The organism is Xylella fastidiosa, from assembly GCF_011801475.1.
Classification (GTDB): Bacteria; Pseudomonadota; Gammaproteobacteria; order Xanthomonadales; family Xanthomonadaceae; genus Xylella; species Xylella fastidiosa.
In genome coordinates, this window is sequence record NZ_CP044352.1 from 1940461 (window position 1) to 1961516 (window position 21056).

The following is a 21056-nucleotide window of genomic DNA, read 5'->3' on the forward strand; positions in this document are numbered from 1 at the left end:
TCAAAAGACAATGCCCCCTATGAACAACACGTTTGAATACAAATTCTCAGATGACTTGATCGCAAAGGCGCGGCACTGGATTAATCCGGATGGAAGCCAAGGCGGGATTGTTTCTACTGAGGCCAATATTGCTTCCTCTGCAACGATCAGCAAAGGCGCCATTGTCTTTCCTAATGCCGTCATCCATGAAGACGTCTTCGTTGGGCCAAGAAGCACCATTGGAGGATATTCCACCATCCAAGAAAGTTCCTATATCGGCCCTGATTGCCACATTGGCGTACAGGCATCCATTGGTGCGCAATCATTTCTCCGCCAGGGGAACATCATTGGGGAATACACCATCATCTTCAGCCAGGCAAATATTGGCGAAGGCTCCCAGATTGAAAGCCATTGCTACATTGGTAGTGAGTTAAACGTTGCTGATTTCGTCATCATCAGAAAATGTGCGGACATCGGCAGCTCCGTTTCCATTGGTCGGCGCGTCACCATTGGCGAGTATGCAACCATTAACAAGCGATGCATCATCGGTAATGAAGTCAACATTGGGCGCAGCGTCTCCATAGGGCGTTCCGTCACCATTGATGACCAGATCACCATTGCTGCTTTGACATGCATTAGAGCGCATGTCATTGCGAGCAAGGAGATGGACAGAAAGCTGTACGCGCATCTACTTGACGTCATCAATGACACCGCCACCAAGCGCACTGGCCATAGCAATTACAAACTTTTCTTAACTCCTGAGAAAGCCGCGCATGTGCTGAAGGAGGCATCGTGAGCTTGACCCACATTCACCGCTGCGGTACCGTCTTCGGTAAGGAGTGTAAGAACTCCGTACATAGCGGTACCCGCATCCGAAAACCATGCGGTTTTTTTACGCCCGCACGTTTTTACGTCGGGAGGGCGGCAGCGATACAAGACCCGCAAGGGGAAAGCTGCCCGCCGTCTATGTCCGGTTTCTTACCCTCCCGACACCCACAGGTGCGGCGCGTAAGAACGTCTCTCCTGTGTTCTTCCAATGACATAGGAGACGTTTTTATGACGCAGTTACCTGCTGCCGTGTGTTTTTCCGGCAAATCCCTTTCCATTATTGATCGTGACGGTACGCCGTACTTGAGTGCACGCGAGTTAGCCCGTGCTTTGGGCTATGCCGATGAACGATCCGTATTGCGCATCTATGCACGTCGCACGGATGAGTTCACCGAACAAATGACCTGCGTGGTCAAATTGACCCCTCAGGGTGAGCAGGCCCGTGATATCCGTATCTTCAGCCCCCGTGGCTGCCACCTGGTGGCGATGTTCGCCCGTACTTCAGTCGCCGCCGCGTTTCGTCGCTGGGTGCTGGATGTGCTGGAAGTCCTTCCCTCGATCCGCAAGACGGGGAGCTATACCGCTACCGGAGCGCTCGTGAATGACGATGTGCTCTACAACATCTGGTTTCTGTGCTGCCACTTTAAAGGACTGTACGAAATGTCTTTTGAAAACAAGATTCCGCAAGCATTGTCTTGTCTTGGAGCCAGGAAAATGGGCGGAAGGCTTTACACCCATTTAGTGGATGGCATGGATGGAGGTGTTCTCAGAATAGAAAAAGCCCTCGGCCCACACATGGAACAGGCCGCCCAAAAGGTCATGGGCAATGCAAGGAGACATATCCAATGAACAACAACAGCAATAACAGCATCTACCTGCCCCCTCCCCCTCCATTGCCCTCTAGGAGCACTCACAATGGCACGCGGAATTAACAAGGTGATCCTAGTCGGCAACCTGGGGAACGAGCCGGATATCAAATACACCCAAAGCGGCATGACGATCACCAACATTAGCCTAGCAACCAGCAGCAAACGCAAGGACAGAGAGGGCAATACCCAGGAGCGGACCGAATGGCACCGCGTCAAGTTTTTCGGAAAGCTGGGCGAGATTGCCGCCGAATATCTGCATAAGGGATCGCAGTGCTACATAGAGGGTGCCATTCGCTACGACAAGTTCACCGGCAATGATGGGCAGGACCGTTATGTCACTGAGATTATTGCTGACCAAATGCACATGCTCGGCGGTCGCGGCGAAGGCTCCAGCGGCATCACGCCACAGCGGCGACCGGCAAAGGTCCGTAACAACGATAAAGCCTATGCGTATGCAGGCGACGACTTCCACGATGACGCCCCCCCGTTTTAGCCGAGCAGGAATCAGACAATGGTTAATGTGCAAGCAAGACAACTACGAGACATGCCCCCAGCCGCTGGTTTATGTCTTTCCAGAAGTGAGGTGGCCGAGTTATGCGGTACCCCGCAACGCGCTCGCCAAGCCGCTTTTCTTAGGAAGAACGGCATTCGGCATTATCTGGATGCGTATGACTGGCCGGTCGTGCTGCGTGCTTCGATTGAAGAGATACCGACGACTCCCATCGTTGCGCCTGTTTGGAAGTCTAATAAGGTCGCTTGATGGGACGTAAGCCAATCAAAGCAGGTGCGATTCCGAGGTTTCGCGTGCGCCCTCAGAAGTCCGGCGTGGTGTATTACTACTACGATCATGGCGGCAAGCCACGCAAAGAGACGCCACTGGGACGCGACTACGGGTTAGCCATCAAGCGGTGGGCTGAGCTGGAGCATGCGCAGATCACTCCTGCCATTGCGGTGACGTTCCGCCATGTGGCCGAGCGTTACCGCGCTGAGGTGACCCCGACAAAGGCGTATAACACCCAGCGCGTGGAGCATCGTTGTTTGGCTCCACTCCTGAAGTTTTTTGATGACCCACCCGCGCCGTTTGAGGCTATTAAACCAGTGAATATCCGTCAGTATCTGGATTGGCGCACCTCTAAGGTGATCGCCAATCGTGAGGTGTCCGTGTTTTCGCATCTTTGGAATTGGGCGCGGAGTAAGGGAATTACTGATCTTCCTAACCCTTGTGGGGGCATCCGGCGTAATAAGGCGACAGGTCGCGATGTATATGTAGACGATACGACGTACCGCTCTGTGTACCAAGCAGCGGACCAAACGCTCAGGGATGCGATGGACCTTGCCTATCTGACGGGGCAGCGTGTGAGTGATGTTGTGTCTATGGATGAGCGCCATATTGTTAATGGCGCTTTGGAGATTTGCCAAGCTAAAACGGGCGCAAAGTTGGCGATTACGGTCACTGGCGAATTGGCAGTTTTAATAAAGCGTATTTTTGATCGCAAGCGGGGGATGAAGCTGCGTAGCACGCGTTTGATTGTGGATGCGGAAGGCTTGGAGCTAAGTCGTATAGGATTGCGTTACAGGTTTGATAAGGCACGTGCTGCCGCAGGGGTCGCCAAGGAGGTATTCCAATTCCGCGATCTACGCGCCAAAGCGGCGACCGATAAGGCGGATTTGGCGGGGGACATCCGCCAAGCACAAGCACAATTAGGGCATGCGTCGGTGACGATGACGGAGCACTATGTACGCAAGCGCAGGGGGGCGAAGGTGACGCCGACGCGGTAAATTGCGGAGCATTGCTAATATTGCGGAGCGCGCCCAAATTATTAAGTTATTGATTCTATTTTACTTTATGACTAAAATTGATGCTTTTCTAGAACATGCATACTGTTCAGACATATTGGGCACTACATTGGTGCAATGAAGATGCCGGTTCCACCACCATCATTAGAAAATTTATGTACCCCAGTAGCATGGGGGGATGCTGAAGGACGTATCCAAGGTGTTAATGCAGCTTTCGCATATTGGCTTGGAGTCAGTGAAAAACGTCTACAACAGCAAACTCTGGAAGCACTTGAGCATCAGGGAAATGCCCTGTCAAGCTTCCTGAACAATGATGAACACAATGTACTGCATTTGCATCGTTTTGCACTCGGGATACCCGGTGGGACGCCGTCTTTCGCTGAGGGTTGGTTAACTAGGTTGGAAGCAGGCGCTTGGTTACTCGAAGCGCATCCAATCAAAGAGTGTTCCGCATTGGACACGCTTCAAGCATTACCTAATGCGCTTAGCGCTGCGTTCAAAGGGCTTGCGCATGAGTTGCGCAATCCGCTCTCTGGCCTCAAAGGTGCTGCACAACTGTTAGCACGCCGTGTCAAACACCGCGACCAGGAGGAATGCGATTTGGTTGAACTGATTGGTGCCGAGATCGAACGGCTGAACACCCTGTTGGAGCGCCTATTGTTTTCGGCACCGGCGCGTCCGCATGCGCAGATTAATATTCATACTGTGCTTGAGCGCGTCCTGCCTTTAGCTGAAACTGAAGCCGGTTGCTCAGTGATCCTACAGCGCGACTATGACCTCGGTATTCCGAACATCCTTGGAGATGCTGATAGGTTGACCCAGGCAGTATGGAACTTAGTACGCAATGCGATCCAAGCCGGTGCCAACCGTATCATCCTGCGTACTCGCGTTGATCATGGGCAGCGCATCCGTGATCGTATCAACGTGATATCGCTACGTTTGGAGGTCATTGATGATGGCGATGGTGTTCCCGAAGCATTGGCCGAACACGTATTTCTACCATTGGTCAGCAGTCGTGCAGAGGGGAGCGGTCTTGGCTTGCCCCTGGCTCAGCAGGTCGCGCACGAGCATCATGGAATGCTGACTTTCCGCTCACAGCCAGGACAGACCATATTTATCCTGTCGCTACCTCAAATGATGATCGAGTCTGACAAGGATCTGCACTATGGTTGAGATTGATGCGACTTCCCCACGCATCTGGGTGGTTGACGACGATCGCTCGGTACGCTTCGTGTTATCTACTGCACTGCGTGATGCAGGCTATATCGTGGAAGGTTTCGAGAGTACTTGCGCAGCGTTGCAAGCCCTAGCAGCCTCCCCAATCCCAGACTTATTGTTCACCGACGTACGCATGCCTGGTGATGATGGTTTGATTTTGCTGGACAAGCTCAAAGCACGCCATCCGCACCTTCCAGTAATTGTTATGTCTGCCTACACCGATGTGGCTAGCACTGCCGGTGCATTTCGCAGTGGTGCACATGAATTCTTGTCCAAGCCATTTGATCTAGACGATGCGGTTGCGTTGGCAGCTCGTGTGTTGCCACATACACAAGGATCTCATGGGGGATCACCCATATTGCCTGCTGCCAACAGTAATCCCGTCTTGATCGGCAGCACTCCGGTGATGCGTGCTTTGTTCCGTGCAATCGGACGGTTGGCGCAGGCACCACTCTCGGTGCTGATTAACGGTGAAACAGGTACTGGCAAAGAGCTCGTTGCACGTGCGTTACACAACGAATCTCCGCGTGCGCAGGCGCCGTTCGTTGCGCTGAATGCTGCGGCGATTCCAACCGAGCTTTTGGAGAGCGAGTTGTTCGGTCACGAGGCCGGCGCGTTTACAGGAGCGACCAAACGTCATATTGGCCGCTTTGAGCAAGCCGATGGCGGCACTTTATTTTTGGATGAAATCGGCGATATGCCGTTGTCTTTGCAGACGAGACTGTTACGTGTACTGGCTGAAAATGAATTCTTCCGGGTCGGGGGCCGCGAACTGATCCGTGTCAATGTCCGTGTGATTACTGCGACCCATCAGGATCTTGATATGTTGGTCGAGCAGGGGCGTTTTCGTTCCGATCTCTTGCACCGTTTAGATGTAGTGCGCTTGCAACTGCCATCGTTACGTGAGCGGCGTGATGATGTGGCACAGTTGGCCGAGAATTTTTTGGTAATGGCTGGGCACAAGCTGGATATCTCAGTTAAACGTTTGTCTGCCGATGCGCTAGAGATACTGCGTCGCTACGATTGGCCAGGTAATGTCCGTGAGCTCGAAAATATTTGCTGGCGATTAGCTGCTTTGGTGAACACTGAGACAATTGATGCCAATGATGTTGAAGCTGTGTTAACACATGGCAAGCGCAAGCGTTGTAACACTGAAAGCGATTGGGATATCCATTTAGCCAAATGGGCGGAAGACCGCTTAGCTGCAGGCGCAACTGCTGTGCATGCCGAAGCTCGCAAATGTTTGGACCGAACGCTACTGGATGTGGCATTGCGTTTGACGCAGGGCCGTCGTGCCGAAGCAGCTGCACGTCTTGGTCTGGGTCGTAACACGTTGACCCGCAAGCTTGGCTCAAGTCAACGTCGTAGGAGGTAAGCCATCAGAATGCTGTTGTGTTCAAGATGGAGTTGCTTCAGAAAACGGAAAATAAAGCACGCTAATCCGGTTGCAATAGTCGTAGTGGTCTAAACTTGCCAGCGCCGATCTTTGCGCTGTTGCGCCACAGGTAATCACCAGTCAGATTGATGTGCTCCGGCGCAGCCCCACGTAGCGTGCACTCAATGCGCCCTAGCTCACGCAGGACCACGGCCAGGCCGTTCTGACGCGGGTATCGGAGATGTAGGTATAGAGAACATCCGCCCTGGGCTGCTGCCGTATTTCAGGTTGCTGCGGCCCCTTGCGCCAGTGCGGAAGTTCTGGCCGTCCGATAATGACGGGGTGCCGTCGCCCCAGTGTTCGGCGAATGCATGCCGGAATTACGCGTTGACCAGATCGGCCAGCACCGCCCCATAGGTTTCGTCGCAAATGTGCCAAGTTTGCAGCCAAGCCAGTTTGGCGTAGATGGTGTCGGGGCAGGATTCTGCCATCTTGGTCTAGCCCAGCTTGATCACATCGGCCAGGATCGTGCTCAGCAGCAGGGTCTTGTCCTTGACCTGGTCGCCCGATTTCAGGTGCGCGAAGTGAGGAGTGTGGCCACGGCCAGCGGCAATTCGCTGGCCTGCTTGAGGCTGGTGAATGTCGCGGGCGGCACCGGGTAGTCCTCAAAGTCATTGAATTGGTGCGAGCCTTGCACCCAGATGTTGCCGCAGCGCAGCGAATTCAGTTATGACAGCGCGCACAGCTCCGAGTAACCTCAGTCAAAGCCTGTGTTGGTTATCACCAGCTTCGGCCAGCGCGGCTTGATAAACCCGGTCGACGCATCGGCGGGCATCTTGCAGAGAAGCCATCTGTTGCCAAAGCAATCGCCGGTGAGCTGGGTGTGACAGGGAAGAGTGAGGGTTACATTGAATGCGGTCACGATACGATCACTTGGTGTTTCGGACACATGCTCGAACAAGCTGAGCCAGATGCGTACATTTCTGAAGACGTTCCACTGAATCCAAAAACTGGTAAGAAAATCTGGCGCGTCGAAGAACTACCTATCATTCCTGAAACGTGGATCATGCAGCCCCGCGAAGACGCGAAAGCGCAGCTTGAGGTCATCAAGCGGCTGCTGAAAAAGGCAACTGAAATTGTCAATGCTGGTGACCCAGACCGTGAGGGGCAGTTACTCGTTGATGAAGTGCTGGAATACTTCGACTGCCACAAGTCGGTGCAACGCTTCTGGGTATCGGCACAAGATTCCGTATCGGTGCAACTTGACCTTGCTGCGCTCAGAAGTAACACCGAGTATCAAGGCTTTGCCAATGCAGCACGGGCACGTAGTCGGGCCGATTGGCTGATTGGTATCAATTTCAGCAGGGCTTATACGCTACGCGCACAGCGCGGGGGTTCGCGTGCATTGCTGACGATAGGGCGTGTACAGACTCCAACGCTGGCGCTGGTGGTCATGCGTGATCGTGAGAGTGAGGCATTCAAATCGATTCCTTACCACACGATCCGTGCAGCATTTAAACACGAGGGTGGTGTATTCGTTGCCGTTTGGCGGGCGAAAGAAGATCAAGTCGGGCTAGACCCAGAGGGTCGTTTGGTCGACACGGTCATCGCGAACACGTTGGTCGAATCCATCACCGGTCATATAGGTAAGGTCATCAAGTACAAGCAGGAGCCAAAGAAGAAGGCACAGCCGCGTGCTTATTCACTTTCTGAGATTACTCTCTTGGCGTCTAACAAATTCGGGTATAGCGCGGCAGATGTGCTTGAGGTGTGCCAATCGCTTTATGAGACACATAAACTCACGAGCTACCCAAGAACCGATTGTGGGTAGCTGCCGGAATCACAACCATCTAATCACTGCCACCATTGCAATGGTAGATTCAATAAGTAACGTTATGGGGATGACCATCACATGGACTTCGTGGCACGGTAATAGCACCACGGCAATAATATTTTAGTGTGACCTGAACAAGACTCAGGACTCGTACGCCGACTCACCGTGCGATGTAATGTCCAATCCTTCACGTTCAGCTTCTTCGCTTACACGCAAACCAAACAGCAGTTTGACAATTAAGAAACCTACCAGCGAAACGATTCCAATCCACACGATGCTGATCCCCACACTCATGGCTTGAATCATGACTTGATTGCTCATTGTCATCCCCTCAGCATATCCCTGACCGCCTAGCGCCTTATCGGTAAAAACCCCAGTCAAAATCGCACCAACAATGCCGCCAATGCCATGCACGCCGAATACGTCCAAGGTATCGTCTACCTTCAATAATCTTTTCAGTCCAGTGATGCCCCAGATACAGCACACGGCGGCAACAGCACCAATCGCAATTGCACCAAATGGACCAACCGTACCCGCCGCTGGAGTGACGCCTACTAAACCAGCAATCATGCCTGAAGCAACACCCAGAGCTGAGAATTTTCCCTTGGTCATCTTTTCGAGCAACGACCAAACGAGAATCGCAGCAGCAGTCGCAAGCATGGTGTTGATGAAAGCCAAGGCAGCAATGCTATTGGCTTCTAACGCCGAACCAGCATTGAAGCCGAACCAACCGACCCATAGCAGTGCAGCACCAGTGAAAGTCATGGGGACGTTATGCGGCTTGACGGCAACCTGGCCAAAACCAATACGCTTACCAACAAAGTAAGCACCGATCAATCCAGCAATACCAGCATTGATATGTACAACTGTCCCACCGGCAAAATCCAAGGCCCCCTTGCTCAACAGAAAACCTGGCGTCGACCACACCATGTGTGCCAGTGGCAGGTAGCCGAAGGAAAACCAAATGAAAATAAACAGCAGTACCGCAGCAAATTTCACGCGTTCTGCAAAAGCACCGACAATCAATGCAGCGGTGATACCTGCAAAAGTCAATTGGAAAGCAACGTACACGTACTCGGGCAGTTTGAACCCTTTAGAGAAGGTATCTACCAACGTTGCAGTGTCTACGCCATAAAGAAATGCCTTATTGAATGTACCAATAAACATGTCACCATCAGCAAAAGCAAGGCTATAGCCGTATAGCACCCACAAGATGGCTATCAGAGAAAACACCACACCAATTTGTACCATCATTGATAGTACGTTTTTAGAACGCAACATGCCGCCGTAAAACAGTGCCAAGCCTGGTAACACCATCAGTAGCACTAATAGCGTTGAGGTGAGCATCCAAGCAACGTCCCCCTTGTCTACCACGGGGGGTGAAGTCGTTTTAGGTATTGCAACCGCGTCGGAAGGGGTTGCTTCAGACATCAACAATTCGGTGGTGACTTGCTCGCTAGGCAAAGGATTGGTTTGTACCTGAGCCTCCGCACGACCGATGGCATTGCCACCTGCCAACAAAGCCAACGCGATAAATATACAGATTGCGAAAAAACCATTCTTCATATCACTAAAATGGCAAGAGTTAGAGTGCATCAATGTCGATCTCACCAGTACGGATTCTTACAACCTGTTCGATTTTAGTGACAAAAATTTTACCGTCACCGATTTTTCCGGTAACAGCGGCGATCCGGATCACTTCAATGACCGCATCCAAGTGCTCATCGGTAACCACCATTTCGATCTTGATTTTCGGCAAAAAATCAATGACGTACTCAGTCCCTCGATATAATTCAGTATGACCCTTTTGCTGTCCAAAGCCCTTGACCTCAGTCACGGTAATACCTGACACGCCAACTTTTGATAGTGCTTCTCGCACCTCATCAAGCTTGAACGGTCGAATGATGGCAGTAATCAGTTTCATTCGCATACCCCAATCGTGGAATGCATCTAGCAGACAGTAATATCGGATTAATCAGAAGCCAAAGCAGCATCCTCTAAGTGAAAGCGGATTCTAACTTACGCTACAGCATCTTTCTCAGTTCAATTCTAGAACAGAGCTGGAGGAAGAGTGCTCCAGAAGGTCGCTTGACTCCCGATCCTCCCCTACCCCTAAGAAAATGGAAGAAATAGTGATGGTGGAAGGTAAAAATTCCACCATCGCTGTCACTACATACTTAGTTGGCGTAGTACATCTGGTATTCCAGCGGATGTGTGGCCGCGCGGAACTGCGTCACTTCCTGCATCTTCAGCGCAATATAGCCGTTAATAAAATCGTCACTCATCACACTGCCTGCCTTCAAGAAATCGCGGTCTTTGTCCAATGCTTCAAGAGCCTGATCCAAACTTGAACAAACCTGCGGGATCAATTTTTCCTCTTCAGGCGGCAGGTGATACAGATCTTTGTCATTGGGTGGGCCTGGATGGATCTTGTTTTTAATGCCATCCAGTCCAGCCATCATCAGCGCAGTAAAGGTGAGGTAACCAGACTGCAATGGATCGGGGAAACGCATTTCAATGCGGCGTGCCTTCGGGCTAGAAACCCATGGAATACGGCACGAGGCCGAGCGGTTACGTGCCGAATAAGCCAACATTACGGGTGCTTCGAAGCCCGGAACCAAACGCTTATAGCTATTTGTTCCCGAATTGGAAAACGCGTTGATCGCATGAGCGTGCTTGAAAATACCGCCGATGTAATACAGTGCCAGCTGCGACAAACCAGCATGGTCGTCACCGGAGAACAAGTTGACCCCTCCTTTAGAGAGCGACTGATGTACATGCATGCCAGAACCGTTATCACCAACGATCGGTTTAGGCATAAAGGTGACAGTCTTCCCATTGCGGTAAGCAACGTTTTTAAGGATGTATTTCATCGTCATCAGCTGATCAGCCTTTTTGACCAATGAGTCGAACTTAGTGCCGATCTCACATTGTCCAGCAGTGGCGACTTCGTGATGATGCACCTCGGTCTCAATGCCAACCTGCTCCAGGGTCTTCACCATCTCGGCACGCAAATCGTGCAGCGAGTCAGTCGGTGGAACTGGGAAGTATCCACCCTTTACCGTCGGGCGGTAACCACTGTTACCTCCCTCAAACTCAGCGCCTGTGTTCCAGGCAGCCTCTTCGGAAGCAATTTGGAAAAAAGCATGACCCATATCATTAGCAAAACGGACTGAATCGAAGATAAAAAATTCAGGTTCCGGACCGAAAAATGCTTGGTCAGCAATACCTAAAGAATTTAAGTAGATTTCGGCACGTTTGGCGATACCTCGGGGATCACGCACATAACTCTGCATCGTCGCTGGATCAAGGATGTCGCATGTCATGACCAGCGTTGGATCAGCGTAAAAAGGATCCAGATAAGCGGTGCTAGCGTCAGGCAGCAGTACCATGTCCGACTCATTGATCCCCTTCCAACCAGCAATCGAGCTACCGTCGAACATCTTTCCATCCTTGAACAGCGATTGTTCAAGAATGTTCACCGGAAAGGTGACGTGCTGTTGTACGCCGCGCATATCAACAAAGCGCAAATCGACGAATTCGATCTTTTTATCCTTGACAAGCTTTTCAACATTTTCCAGCGACATCAGAGGAAACCTTTTAGGATTGGGGTAACAGTCAGAAGCAGCTGAAGCAATTAGCATACCAAGTCTGTGAACCTTGCAATCCATTGATTTTTTTCGGGTAGGCATTAATGACCGATATCAGAAAGCACTTATATGGTGCAAATCTCCAACCCAAATCGCACCAATACAGATCATTCATGTATCGATTATGCTGTCCCTCCTTTGGCTCTCAACCATCCCCCCCATGTTCGAACTATTTACTGCCCTAATGCTGGGTATTCTTGAAGGCATCACCGAATTCCTACCCGTCTCCAGCACTGGGCACCTTCTTATTGCCGAACACTGGCTCGGCTCCCGGTCAGATTTCTTCAACATCGTGATTCAAGCCGGCGCTATTCTGGCTATCACCTTCGTATTCCGAAAAAAAGTGTGGTCACTTGCCACCGGCCTGGACAAGTACAGCAACCGTGATTATGTGATGAAGCTTGCCACTGCTTTCCTGATTACTGCAGTGGTTGGCTTGGCAGTGCGCAAGGCCAACTGGCAGCTACCGGAAACGATACAGCCTATCGCATGGGCGTTGATTATTGGAGGGATATGGATTCTGATCGCTGAATCTGTGGCGAAACATTTACCTGAACGCGAAAACGTCACCTGGAGCGTGGCCATCGCAGTTGGTTTGGCGCAAGTAGTGGCTGGAGTGTTCCCTGGGACATCTCGTTCAGCCTCAACCATTTTTCTAGCGATGTTACTCGGTCTCAGCAAACGTTCAGCTGCAGCCGAGTTTTCTTTTTTAGTTGGTATTCCAACTATGTTTTCAGCAAGCAGCTACGCATGTTTTGAATTATTCAAACGTGGCGAGCTACTCCACGAGAACTGGCTAGAAGTCAGCGTGGCCTTTGTAGCAGCGATGCTGACTGGTTTCGCTGTAGTGAAATGGTTGCTTGGCTATATCAAGAACCATTCTTTTGCGCCATTCGCTTACTACAGAATCGCATTGGGTCTGGTCCTACTGACTTGGTTGACGTGATGCTGGACTGTCACTTATAGCCTCATAGCCATGATCGGTGTCTTCAGACCCGAACACACCAATGAGGTGAGCTTCAGAGCATACACAGGCCCTACACATTACAGACCTGTGTATGTCTATAGCATCGCTTCTGTGCAATACCTTCTTTATTGATACGGCCTTTTATTGATGGGGTGTAGTAACAGCGCCTTCTAGTTGCGCCTCTGCGGTGATACGTACTTTGATTTCGTCGCTGACATTAGGAACATAAGCACTCATACCAAATTCGCTACGCTTGATCGTGGCGTTAGCATCGAAGCCGATCGCTTGCTTTTTTGTCATCGGATGTTCACCAGCACCATTGATGGTGACATCCAAAGTCACTGGTTTCGTTATGCCTTTCACCGTCAGGTCACCAGTCACAGCCAGTTTATTGGTGCCGTTGGACACGACCTTGGTGCTCTTGAAGGTGATGCTTGGGAACTTGGCCGCATCAAAAAAATCGGTACTCTTCAAGTGCTCATCCAGTTTAGCGGTAAAGCTGTTTAGACCGGAAAGCGGCAGGGTGACTTGCACCGTCGATTTAGTCACATCCGCAGCATCGTAAACAACGGTGCCTTCGGCATTACCAAAGTGCGCGCTTGGATTCGAGAACCCAAAGTGATTCCACTGTAGCAACACATCTGTGTGACTACTATCGAGTGTATAACTCCCGGAATGGGCCTCAACAGGCTTGACCTGTTCAGCTGCACTTGGAGGCGTTGTCACCGGAGGGGAAGGCGTCGCTTCACTTACTGCCGAAGTAGAGGCAACCTCCGGCTGCTTGGCAGGGTTAGAGCAAGCAGTCATGTACAGCGTCAACGCAACAAGCAACAACAGTTTTTGAGTGGTGTTCATAATATAAGAGCCCTATATATTGAGATAGTGTCTGAAGACATAGCTAGATAAAAACAGTCAGAAGATGTGTACAGTTTGCTCGAAACTCAAGCGCGGCAAGTACGGGGACACACATCTGGACCCAAATGAATCAAAAAAATTGAACGCTGCTGCAGCTCAACGAAGAATCTTTCATCCACTTTGGCATGGTCAAATTCTGATATCGGAGCAACATCCAGTGCCAAGACGCTCATGGCTCCATCAGATTAAGCCACCTGTAGAGTGCGGCACCCCGTCAAACAAGCTTTTGGCATCAGCACAGTAGACAACTATTGCTGCAACACGGCATCACCGATGCCCATCAAAACATAGTAATCGCTTACCAGTAACGCAAACAATCACATATTGGTAGTTAGAACTTTAAAAGTGTGGAGTATTAAAGTAACGCATATTTCATGCCTATTTTTCTAACAAACCAATGTCGGATGTGACACGATCTGGGAATGTCTTGGCTATCAGCGACGGCCGCACCGGCAATACACGCCAAGCAGAAGCACTAGCTAGCACTCTGGTGGGCAGCCTTTATACAACACAGGTACTCAAGCCACGTATCCCGTGGCGCTGGACGGCGCCCTATTGTCTCCCCGGTGCCAAGCACGCCTTTGGGCCTAAATTTTGGCACGCATTGAGATACCCACCATTTCTTGCAATTGGTTGCGGACGCCAAGCGGCATTGGCCACACGTCTGCTGCACAAGCAAGGGGCGTGCGTCGTTCAAATTTTGGATCCGCGCTTACCAACACGTCACTGGGACCTGCTCGTAGTGCCCGAGCACGATCATATACGTGGCCATAATGTGCTCACTCTACTTGGCAGTCTGCACCCGGTGAACGACGTTTGGTTAGCAACGGGGCGTGCTCAGTTTCCGGAACTGGGGGACTTACCTGGCCAGCGGGTGGCGCTGTTGGTCGGAGCACCAACACCGCAAGCACCTTGGCAGCCAGCTCAATTGGAGGAATTATGTACTACCCTGGTGAAGGAATTGTCCTGCGGTGGCAGTGTGTTGGCCACCACTTCACGACGCACCCCACCAGAGTTGGCAACGCAACTACGCAAACACTTAACGACAATACCAGGTTTGTTTTGGAACAACACTGACAAAGGCGCCAACCCCTATCCAGGGATCCTCGGCTGGGCAGATGCAATCATCGCCACGGCCGACTCGGTCAACCTTCTATCGGAAGCCTGTGCCACCCGTGTTCCAGTCACTGCCGCATTCGCCAATCAAACCCGTGGCCGCATACGGTGTTTCATTGATGCCCTAGGTGCACGTTTATGCACAGTTGAAAATTTACTCACTATCGATACACTGGCGCAGCCTCTACGAGAGACCGAACGCATCGCCAATGAAGTGCGTGCATGGTTTGGAGTCGTATAAGAGAGCTTTCAATCCAAGGACGAAGTGATCTCAAAATGAAAAATAAGTTTACGCGCGTCTGCCTTTTCCTGCTGCTCTTAAGCTTAGTAGTGACAATAGCAACAGCAGCAACACCAGTCTGCCAATCACACTACCCATCACCCGCTGCAACCGAAGCCATGTTGACCATGGCTGATCGCACCGCCCAGCAACTGGATGCGTTACCGGGCACACAGGTGGCAATCATCGCCCGCTATGGCCAGGATTTAAGCCGCTATGGCTTGCGTCACAGTCACGTGGCCTTCGTCGTCCGCGAAGCGGATAGACAATGGCGTGTCCGCCACTTGCTGAATCATTGCAAGAGCCGTTATTCGGAATTGTACCGTGAGGGGTTGGCTAACTTTATCGGCGAAACCGCACAAACCGGGGATCTGCGTCTGGGTGTTCTGGCGCCATCGCTACAGCAGCGTTTGTATCCACTGCTGACCACTCAAAACGGCCTGATGCAACGCTTGCACGAGCCGCGCTACAGTGCGGTGGCCTATCCTTTTACTACTGGCTACCAGAACTCCAACCAATGGGTACTGGAGATCATCGCCGCAGCACTTGCCGCTGCTGATGGCCCAATACCAGACAACCGCAACAAAGTCCAAGCATGGCTACGCAAGGCACATTACAAACCTAGCAGCTTGCATCTAAGCCTCGGACAACGGTTTGGTGCGCGTTTCACCGTTACCAACGCAACGACCACAGATCATCCTTGGGGAGAGCGTATTTCTGGCAATTATTCCGTAGTCACCGTTGAATCCATATTCAACTTTTTATCAGAACGCGGCGTATTGATCGGCGATCAATCCATTGCGCATCAACCTCCTCCTTCCTCTTCAAACAGTGGAGCTTCACCATGAATTATTCACGCCTTTTAGGCGCTTTCTTTTCATTGGGATCATTCGGAATGATTTTTTCGAGTCCCTCTGTGCATGCCAGTGACGCTATATCAGCCAGTGGCGCTGCAGTCTCAGCCAGTGGACGGGCCGCAGGAGCCAGCGCAATGCTGGTTGTCAGCATGCCTCTCATCTCTGTTGGGGGATTCATTGATGGCGCATCAATGACCGCAACAAAACTGAGTCAAGAACATGGCAGTGCCCACAAACAGTATCAGACCAACAACAAGCTGAAGTCACCGCCGCCAATGCAGGTTAAGTCGGTTGAAATTCAGCAAGATGGTGGATATCAAGTGAAATTGCAGGATCCTAAGGCCCCAGAGAACCAAGCAGAGTTACGTTGGCCAGCACGCCAAGACAATCCCACCGCAGGATTCAAGGTTGGCGAACTCGTCCATTTCCAACCCAATAAGAATGGCATTGGCTGGACTGTACGCTCCACACAGGAAGAAACATTGGCATTCGTGCCGACAGCGACAGCCGCAAATCACGTCTTCAGCGAGACATTAAAGTGATCTATCAGGGGTAAGCCGACAGAGCGACGTAGATGCATGGCAGCGGCAATGCCTAACGATGACGACCAATCCTAGATCACGCAATGCGTGATCTAGGGACGCTGATTTTATTCACTTGAATTAGAGCCATAACCCATACGCTATAAATAACAAGCCCTGCATTTTATTTACTCAGGTTCTGGATGACAGGCCAATACATATCAGCACTCCCCTACTGATATAGGGTCAGGATCATGTGTAAAGACGATTTCAAGACGCTTGTATCAATAGACGCATTGACATGGGTATTAGAAACTGTGGATGGAGCAGCATATCCAACTAAAAGACCACACTTAGTGCCCCGTCGCCGAACTTTACATACCGTCACGGATGGACTGGGTAGTACGTTCCATAACATATAACATGCTGCAATTACAGCATTCCCAGGAGATCCTTCTGTTGATCATTCATCCAAAAACCCGCGGTTTCATCTGCACCACCACTCATCCAGTCGGTTGTGAGTACAACGTTCTGGAGCAGATTCAATCCACTCGTGCACGAGGCGTGCGCAGTAACGGTCCAAAGAAGGTTGTGGTAATTGGTGCTTCCAGCGGTTACGGTTTGGCCACAAGAATTAGTGCTGCATTCGGCTTTGGTGCCGATACGCTAGGAGTGTTTTTTGAAAAGCCTGGCACCGAAAAAAAACCTGGAACCGCTGGGTGGTACAACGCTGCTGCATTCGACAAATCCGCTAAGAATGCAGGTCTTTACAGCCGTTCGATCAACGGTGACGCATTTTCGGACGAAATGCGCGCCAAGGTCATTGAGATCATCAAGAGCGAGATGGGAGGCCACGTTGATTTGGTGGTGTACTCGCTTGCTTCACCACTGCGCAAGATGCCGTCTACTGGTGAAATAAAGCGCTCGGTACTTAAACCCATTGGTGTTGCTCACACCTCTAATGCGATTGACACTAACAAGGACCAGATTATCCAGGCCACAGTTGAGCCAGCAACTGAGCAAGAAATTGCCGATACAGTTGCAGTGATGGGCGGCCAGGACTGGGAATTATGGATCAATGCGTTAGCGCAAGCGGATGTGCTAGCGCCGCAGACACGCACGGTAGCCTTCAGTTACATCGGAACCGAAATCACTTGGCCAATCTATTGGCATGGTGCCTTAGGTAAGGCAAAAGCTGACCTAGATGCAACGTCACGACGCTTGGATGCACGTTTGCAGTTCCTAGGCGGTGGTGCCAACGTAGCAGTACTAAAATCAGTAGTGACTCAAGCAAGTGCAGCAATTCCTGCACTACCGCTATACATCGCGATTGTGTTCAAGGTGATGAAAGAGAAAGGATTGCATGAAGGGACGATCGAACAGGCGGATCGCCTACTGCGCGAACGTCTGTATCGGGAAGACGGTCAGCCCGCTGCAATCGACGAGGAGCATCGCCTGCGTTTGGACGATTGGGAACTACGTGAAGATGTGCAAGCGGCATGCAAAGTGATCTGGGAGCAAGTAACCAACGAAAACCTGTTCCAGTTGACTGACTATGCTAACTACAAACGGGATTTTCTCAAGCTATTCGGCTTCGAACGCGCAGATGTTGATTATGATGCTGACGTCAATCCGGAAGTTGCATTCGACGTGATCGAATTGTAATCGACCAAGTCTGATGTGACTGTGGAACATGGGTACATGCCTCTAGTTTACCCATGTTCCTTTGGATTTTTTGGTTTTCTCTTAATTTATTAACACGTGTTCACTCGCTCTCATTGATCCTTGCAATCTGTGTTGACCAACACACCAACAAGATTAGAAGATGCAGGATATCCATAGTCTGTTACTAGAGTTCCGTTCATGAAGCGATGGTTACCACTGCTCCTAATTGTGTTAATCCTTCAGGCGCAAGCGCTAAACCTTCCTTATGACGAGCATGCCGATGCCTGGACTCAGGTCAAAAAAGCGTTAGCTGCTGGCAAGCGTACACACAAACCAACCCTCTTAGTTTTCGGTGCCAACTGGTGCACCGACTGTCGAGCACTCGATAAATCATTGCGTAACCAAAAGAACACGGCGCTGATTGCAAAGCACTTTGAAGTGGTCAAGATCGACGTGGGCAATTTTGACCGCAATTTGGAGTTAAGTCAGGCCTATGGCGACCCAATCCAGGATGGCATTCCGGCAGTAGTTGTGGTGAATTCGGATGGCAAAGTGCGCTACACCACAAAGGGTGGAGAGTTGGCAAACGCACGCAAAATGAGTGACCAAGGAATATATGATTTCTTTGCCAAGATTACGGAGACAAGGGGGGTATCCCACTGAATATCTATGACGGTTCCAAGAGAAGTGGAACATGACATCGTATGATAAATGACTTATTTGCTTCGATCACAGGATTCCTGTTGCACTCACCCTCACCACCAAGCACTGTGAAGTAAAGCCAAGCTGATCTCGGTCCACACTGGGATTCTTCCCAGTGACCAACTGGGTGCTACCTGCAGTCCGACGCCATTAGCTTCGCCACCAAGCACTGAACAAGGCCAACGCGCCGATGCACCCACTAATCAAGCTCCACACTGGAATCGTTCCCAAGTACAAACCATCCGGATGTAGGCCATACAATACCGCAGCCGCCACCAGCAAGCCGCTACCCACAATCGCATTGACCACACGGCGCTGCAAGCCTTGCAAAGTCATAGCTAACGCGCGTATTTGTTGCAAATAAACGTCATTCTGTTTCCGGCTTTCGACCTGCTGTACTAACCAGGTATGTATGAGGCGCGGTGTGTCTGGGGCATGAGTCATGATCTCAGGCAAGCGTTTATTTAACTCCTTCAACGCATGACGCGGACTGTAACGGGCACGTAGAATGCGTTCGAGCACTGGGCGCGCTACGACCCAGATATCCAATTCAGGATCGAGTTGACGACCTACACCCTCAATATTGAGCAGCGTCTTTTGAAGCAAAATCAATTGAGGCTGTAACGTAAGCTGGTAACGTCGGGCAACATGGAACAATTTCATCATTACTTCAGCAAGCGAGATCTGGGATAAAGGCCTCGTAAAGTATGGTTCACAGACTGAACGTGCCGCTGCTTCCAACTCCTCAATGCGGACATGCGGAGGTATCCAGCCTGCTTCCACATGCAACTCAGCGATTCGCCGGTAGTCTTTATGGAAGATGGCCATGAAATTCTCTGCCAAATAGTACTGATCTTTCTGCGACAGTTGGCCCATGATGCCGAAATCCAGCACAATAAAACGTGGATTGGATTTGCGTGCCGGATCACTGTCGACCCAAATGTTTCCAGAGTGCGCATCGGCATGGAAAAAATTATCGCGGAACACCTGGGTATAAAACACGCGGATTCCCTTGCTCGAAAGAGCTTTACGATCAATACCCGAGGCATCAAGCAACGCAATATCGTCCGAGGGAATGCCATACATACGTTCCAGAGTCAGCACCCGTTCGGCGGTGTGCGACCAAATTACTTCAGGTACATATATGTCGTCGGACGCCTCCCAGAAGCGACGCAACACACTGGCGTTGGCACCTTCACGTTGCAAATCCAACTCAGCCGCCAAGGTGGTTTCTATCTCCGCCACAATCTCGCGCGGACGGATTTTATCCGCATTAGGGTGAGTATGCTCGACCAACGTAGCCAGCGATTTAAGCAAGGCGATGTCGTCACTGATCTGATGCTCAATATCAGGACGCAACACTTTGACCACAACTGCACGTCGGTCATGCAGCGTAGCTGCATGGACCTGCGAGATTGAAGCACTGGCCAGTGGCACAGTATCGAAGTGTGCGAATGCACTTTCAACCGACTTGCCTAGCGCAGTTTCGATGATACTGCGCGCAGTCTGCCCCTCGAAAGGCTCTACTCGGTCTTGTAGCATGACCAGCTCATCACCGATATCCTGGGGTACCAAGTCCCTGCGAGTGGACAGAATCTGCCCAAACTTCACAAAAATAGGCCCCAATTCCTGCAGTGCCAAACGCAACCGACGCCCTCTGGACTGCTCAACAATTTCAGCGCTGATGCGAGGTACAAAAGGCTTAGCCAAACGCAACCAGCGCTCTACGGCTGTACCGTCCAGCAACGTATCCAGGCGGTAGCGCAGCATGACCTTGCCAATGCGGCAGGCCCGGAATAACGCCTTCATGCTGCCATTTCCGAACACAATTTCATCAGTCGAGTAGCCAAGCGCTCGACATCATCACGTAGCACATCAACATCCTCGTAGAACGCTTCCAACTCAGCACGCGGCACCACGCTGCTGGATTCTTCAGTAATGAACTCGGCCGCACTCTGTGCCAAGTCCACTGCGCTGCGTTGCAGCTGCCGCAAAGTCATACGCAACACACCAGCAATCTGTACGCCAAGCAATTCACCAAACACAACAATAAATGGTTGTTGCCAATCAGGATCAAAACGTCTGGCTAACTGTTGCAAACGTTGTGCCAGTTCAGCATCACCCGCCACACGCAGACGCCCAGTCTGTGCCCCACCAGCCCGACGCACCTGCTCCAGCCACGGTAATTGCCCAAGAAACCCGGCCAACGTCCCATGTACTTTTAGGTCCATCTCATACGCTGCATCGACCGGACCAACGCGCAAACATTCCCCATCAACACGAATCTGTAACTCTACAGCAGGCGTTTTGAGGGACAGTGCAATGCATTGGCCATCAAGTGTACGTAGTGCTTGCGAGGTATCCGGATCAAGCGTCAAGAGACGATTTAATGCCAGTTCCAGAGCGTGGGCGGCTAAAGGTTTAAGAAAGGAAGGGAATAGTGAGGAAGGCATTACTCCATTCTATCCTGGGTCGTATCATTA

General features: G+C 51.1%; 21 protein-coding genes and 1 pseudogene. 14 read left to right on the plus strand and 8 right to left on the minus strand.

Features of this window, described 5'->3' with window-relative positions; translation table 11 throughout:
• Window positions 1–19: 19 nt before the first annotated feature.
• The 7 genes from F7G16_RS08845 to ntrC all read left to right on the plus strand — a co-directional run bounded on the left by F7G16_RS08845 (window position 20) and on the right by ntrC (window position 6066).
• A complete protein-coding gene (locus F7G16_RS08845; RefSeq protein WP_004088342.1) occupies window positions 20–775 on the plus strand; it encodes a UDP-3-O-(3-hydroxymyristoyl)glucosamine N-acyltransferase in 756 nt (251 codons plus the stop codon).
• Between the two features lie 260 nt (window positions 776–1035).
• Window positions 1036–1656 carry a BRO-N domain-containing protein gene (locus F7G16_RS08855; protein WP_004088341.1) on the plus strand — a complete coding sequence of 207 codons (621 nt, stop codon included), beginning with the start codon at window positions 1036–1038 and terminating at the stop codon, window positions 1654–1656.
• Window positions 1657–1722: 66 nt separating this feature from the next.
• Window positions 1723–2169 carry a single-stranded DNA-binding protein gene (locus tag F7G16_RS08860; protein ID WP_004088340.1) on the plus strand — a complete coding sequence of 149 codons (447 nt, stop codon included), beginning with the start codon at window positions 1723–1725 and terminating at the stop codon, window positions 2167–2169.
• Between the two features lie 18 nt (window positions 2170–2187).
• Window positions 2188–2436 carry a DUF4224 domain-containing protein gene (locus F7G16_RS08865; RefSeq protein WP_011097904.1) on the plus strand — a complete coding sequence of 83 codons (249 nt, stop codon included), beginning with the start codon at window positions 2188–2190 and terminating at the stop codon, window positions 2434–2436.
• Window positions 2436–3455, plus strand: coding sequence for a tyrosine-type recombinase/integrase (locus F7G16_RS08870; protein WP_011097905.1), 1020 nt, complete (start codon window positions 2436–2438; stop codon window positions 3453–3455). The genes F7G16_RS08865 and F7G16_RS08870 overlap by 1 nt, the downstream gene beginning before the upstream one ends.
• A 135-nt stretch (window positions 3456–3590) precedes the next feature.
• Window positions 3591–4646 carry a two-component system sensor histidine kinase NtrB gene (locus F7G16_RS08875; RefSeq protein WP_004572833.1) on the plus strand — a complete coding sequence of 352 codons (1056 nt, stop codon included), beginning with the start codon at window positions 3591–3593 and terminating at the stop codon, window positions 4644–4646.
• Window positions 4639–6066: a nitrogen regulation protein NR(I) gene (gene ntrC / locus F7G16_RS08880; RefSeq protein WP_004572832.1), complete on the plus strand. Its 1428-nt coding sequence runs from the start codon at window positions 4639–4641 to the stop codon at window positions 6064–6066. Before F7G16_RS08875 ends, ntrC begins: the two co-directional genes overlap by 8 nt.
• 234 nt (window positions 6067–6300) lie before the next feature.
• On the opposite strand, the pseudogene F7G16_RS08885 reads toward ntrC, so the two are convergent.
• Window positions 6301–6904 (minus strand): annotated as a pseudogene (locus F7G16_RS08885) (Tn3 family transposase); the annotation flags it as partial.
• 45 nt (window positions 6905–6949) lie between these two features.
• On the opposite strand from F7G16_RS08885, the gene F7G16_RS08890 reads away from it, so the two are divergent.
• A complete protein-coding gene (locus F7G16_RS08890) occupies window positions 6950–7897 on the plus strand; it encodes a DNA topoisomerase (protein ID WP_011097906.1) in 948 nt (315 codons plus the stop codon).
• A gap of 144 nt (window positions 7898–8041) precedes the next feature.
• Here F7G16_RS08890 and amt read toward each other — a convergent pair whose 3' ends face one another.
• From amt to glnA, 3 genes are all read right to left on the minus strand, one after another.
• Complete coding sequence (gene amt, locus F7G16_RS08895) at window positions 8042–9496, minus strand: ammonium transporter (protein WP_004572829.1); 1455 nt, start codon at window positions 9494–9496, stop codon at window positions 8042–8044.
• Window positions 9486–9824 (minus strand): P-II family nitrogen regulator, encoded by a 339-nt coding sequence (locus tag F7G16_RS08900; protein ID WP_004572828.1) that lies wholly within the window; start codon window positions 9822–9824, stop codon window positions 9486–9488. Before F7G16_RS08900 ends, amt begins: the two co-directional genes overlap by 11 nt.
• Before the next feature lie 253 nt (window positions 9825–10077).
• Window positions 10078–11487 (minus strand): type I glutamate--ammonia ligase, encoded by a 1410-nt coding sequence (glnA, locus tag F7G16_RS08905; protein WP_004572827.1) that lies wholly within the window; start codon window positions 11485–11487, stop codon window positions 10078–10080.
• Between the two features lie 223 nt (window positions 11488–11710).
• On the opposite strand from glnA, the gene F7G16_RS08910 reads away from it, so the two are divergent.
• On the plus strand, window positions 11711–12496 hold the full coding sequence (locus F7G16_RS08910; RefSeq protein ID WP_004572826.1) for an undecaprenyl-diphosphate phosphatase: 786 nt from the start codon (window positions 11711–11713) through the stop codon (window positions 12494–12496).
• A 162-nt stretch (window positions 12497–12658) separates the two neighbouring features.
• Here F7G16_RS08910 and F7G16_RS08915 read toward each other — a convergent pair whose 3' ends face one another.
• Complete coding sequence (locus F7G16_RS08915; protein ID WP_004572825.1) at window positions 12659–13372, minus strand: YceI family protein; 714 nt, start codon at window positions 13370–13372, stop codon at window positions 12659–12661.
• Window positions 13373–13829: 457 nt separating this feature from the next.
• Between F7G16_RS08915 and F7G16_RS08920 the strand changes: the two genes are divergently transcribed.
• Together F7G16_RS08920 and F7G16_RS08925 are read left to right on the plus strand one after the other, a co-directional pair.
• Window positions 13830–14789, plus strand: a complete 960-nt coding sequence (locus tag F7G16_RS08920) for a mitochondrial fission ELM1 family protein (RefSeq protein WP_004572824.1) — start codon at window positions 13830–13832, stop codon at window positions 14787–14789.
• A gap of 35 nt (window positions 14790–14824) precedes the next feature.
• The gene (locus tag F7G16_RS08925; RefSeq protein WP_011097908.1) at window positions 14825–15676 is read left to right on the plus strand and encodes a DUF2145 domain-containing protein; all 852 of its coding nucleotides are present in this window, start codon (window positions 14825–14827) and stop codon (window positions 15674–15676) included.
• A gap of 1 nt (window position 15677) precedes the next feature.
• Here the strand turns inward: F7G16_RS08925 and F7G16_RS12320 are convergent, their stop codons facing one another.
• On the minus strand, window positions 15678–15836 hold the full coding sequence (locus tag F7G16_RS12320) for a hypothetical protein (protein WP_014607766.1): 159 nt from the start codon (window positions 15834–15836) through the stop codon (window positions 15678–15680).
• Here F7G16_RS12320 and F7G16_RS08930 point away from each other — a divergent pair.
• From F7G16_RS08930 to F7G16_RS08940, 3 genes are all read left to right on the plus strand, one after another.
• Entirely contained in the window at window positions 15835–16227 is a 393-nt protein-coding gene (locus tag F7G16_RS08930; RefSeq protein ID WP_014607767.1) for a hypothetical protein, read from the plus strand. The two genes, F7G16_RS12320 and F7G16_RS08930, sit on opposite strands and share 2 nt — an antisense overlap.
• 438 nt (window positions 16228–16665) lie before the next feature.
• A complete protein-coding gene (fabV, locus tag F7G16_RS08935) occupies window positions 16666–17871 on the plus strand; it encodes an enoyl-ACP reductase FabV (RefSeq protein ID WP_011097910.1) in 1206 nt (401 codons plus the stop codon).
• Window positions 17872–18069: 198 nt separating this feature from the next.
• Window positions 18070–18534 (plus strand): thioredoxin family protein, encoded by a 465-nt coding sequence (locus tag F7G16_RS08940; protein ID WP_004572820.1) that lies wholly within the window; start codon window positions 18070–18072, stop codon window positions 18532–18534.
• 189 nt (window positions 18535–18723) lie between these two features.
• Here F7G16_RS08940 and ubiB read toward each other — a convergent pair whose 3' ends face one another.
• Window positions 18724–20382 (minus strand): ubiquinone biosynthesis regulatory protein kinase UbiB, encoded by a 1659-nt coding sequence (gene ubiB, locus F7G16_RS08945; RefSeq protein WP_004572819.1) that lies wholly within the window; start codon window positions 20380–20382, stop codon window positions 18724–18726.
• Window positions 20379–21026 (minus strand): ubiquinone biosynthesis accessory factor UbiJ, encoded by a 648-nt coding sequence (locus F7G16_RS08950; protein WP_004572818.1) that lies wholly within the window; start codon window positions 21024–21026, stop codon window positions 20379–20381. Before F7G16_RS08950 ends, ubiB begins: the two co-directional genes overlap by 4 nt.
• Between the last annotated feature and the right edge of the window lie 30 nt (window positions 21027–21056).

Bases quoted from the DNA above. Each gene is read 5' to 3' on its own strand.
- F7G16_RS08930 (WP_014607767.1), top strand. From the start codon at position 15,835: ATGCCTCTCATCTCTGTTGGGGGATTCATTGATGGCGCATCAATGACC.
- amt (WP_004572829.1), bottom strand. From the start codon at position 9,496: ATGCACTCTAACTCTTGCCATTTTAGTGATATGAAGAATGGTTTTTTC.
- ntrC (WP_004572832.1), top strand. From the start codon at position 4,639: ATGGTTGAGATTGATGCGACTTCCCCACGCATCTGGGTGGTTGACGAC.
- F7G16_RS08845 (WP_004088342.1), top strand. From the start codon at position 20: ATGAACAACACGTTTGAATACAAATTCTCAGATGACTTGATCGCAAAG.
- F7G16_RS08910 (WP_004572826.1), top strand. From the start codon at position 11,711: ATGTTCGAACTATTTACTGCCCTAATGCTGGGTATTCTTGAAGGCATC.
- F7G16_RS08855 (WP_004088341.1), top strand. From the start codon at position 1,036: ATGACGCAGTTACCTGCTGCCGTGTGTTTTTCCGGCAAATCCCTTTCC.
- F7G16_RS08865 (WP_011097904.1), top strand. From the start codon at position 2,188: ATGGTTAATGTGCAAGCAAGACAACTACGAGACATGCCCCCAGCCGCT.
- F7G16_RS08925 (WP_011097908.1), top strand. From the start codon at position 14,825: ATGAAAAATAAGTTTACGCGCGTCTGCCTTTTCCTGCTGCTCTTAAGC.
- F7G16_RS08860 (WP_004088340.1), top strand. From the start codon at position 1,723: ATGGCACGCGGAATTAACAAGGTGATCCTAGTCGGCAACCTGGGGAAC.
- F7G16_RS08915 (WP_004572825.1), bottom strand. From the start codon at position 13,372: ATGAACACCACTCAAAAACTGTTGTTGCTTGTTGCGTTGACGCTGTAC.
- glnA (WP_004572827.1), bottom strand. From the start codon at position 11,487: ATGTCGCTGGAAAATGTTGAAAAGCTTGTCAAGGATAAAAAGATCGAA.
- F7G16_RS08950 (WP_004572818.1), bottom strand. From the start codon at position 21,026: ATGCCTTCCTCACTATTCCCTTCCTTTCTTAAACCTTTAGCCGCCCAC.
- F7G16_RS08875 (WP_004572833.1), top strand. From the start codon at position 3,591: ATGAAGATGCCGGTTCCACCACCATCATTAGAAAATTTATGTACCCCA.
- F7G16_RS08870 (WP_011097905.1), top strand. From the start codon at position 2,436: ATGGGACGTAAGCCAATCAAAGCAGGTGCGATTCCGAGGTTTCGCGTG.
- ubiB (WP_004572819.1), bottom strand. From the start codon at position 20,382: ATGAAGGCGTTATTCCGGGCCTGCCGCATTGGCAAGGTCATGCTGCGC.
- F7G16_RS12320 (WP_014607766.1), bottom strand. From the start codon at position 15,836: ATGCTGACAACCAGCATTGCGCTGGCTCCTGCGGCCCGTCCACTGGCT.
- F7G16_RS08900 (WP_004572828.1), bottom strand. From the start codon at position 9,824: ATGAAACTGATTACTGCCATCATTCGACCGTTCAAGCTTGATGAGGTG.
- F7G16_RS08940 (WP_004572820.1), top strand. From the start codon at position 18,070: ATGAAGCGATGGTTACCACTGCTCCTAATTGTGTTAATCCTTCAGGCG.
- F7G16_RS08920 (WP_004572824.1), top strand. From the start codon at position 13,830: ATGTCGGATGTGACACGATCTGGGAATGTCTTGGCTATCAGCGACGGC.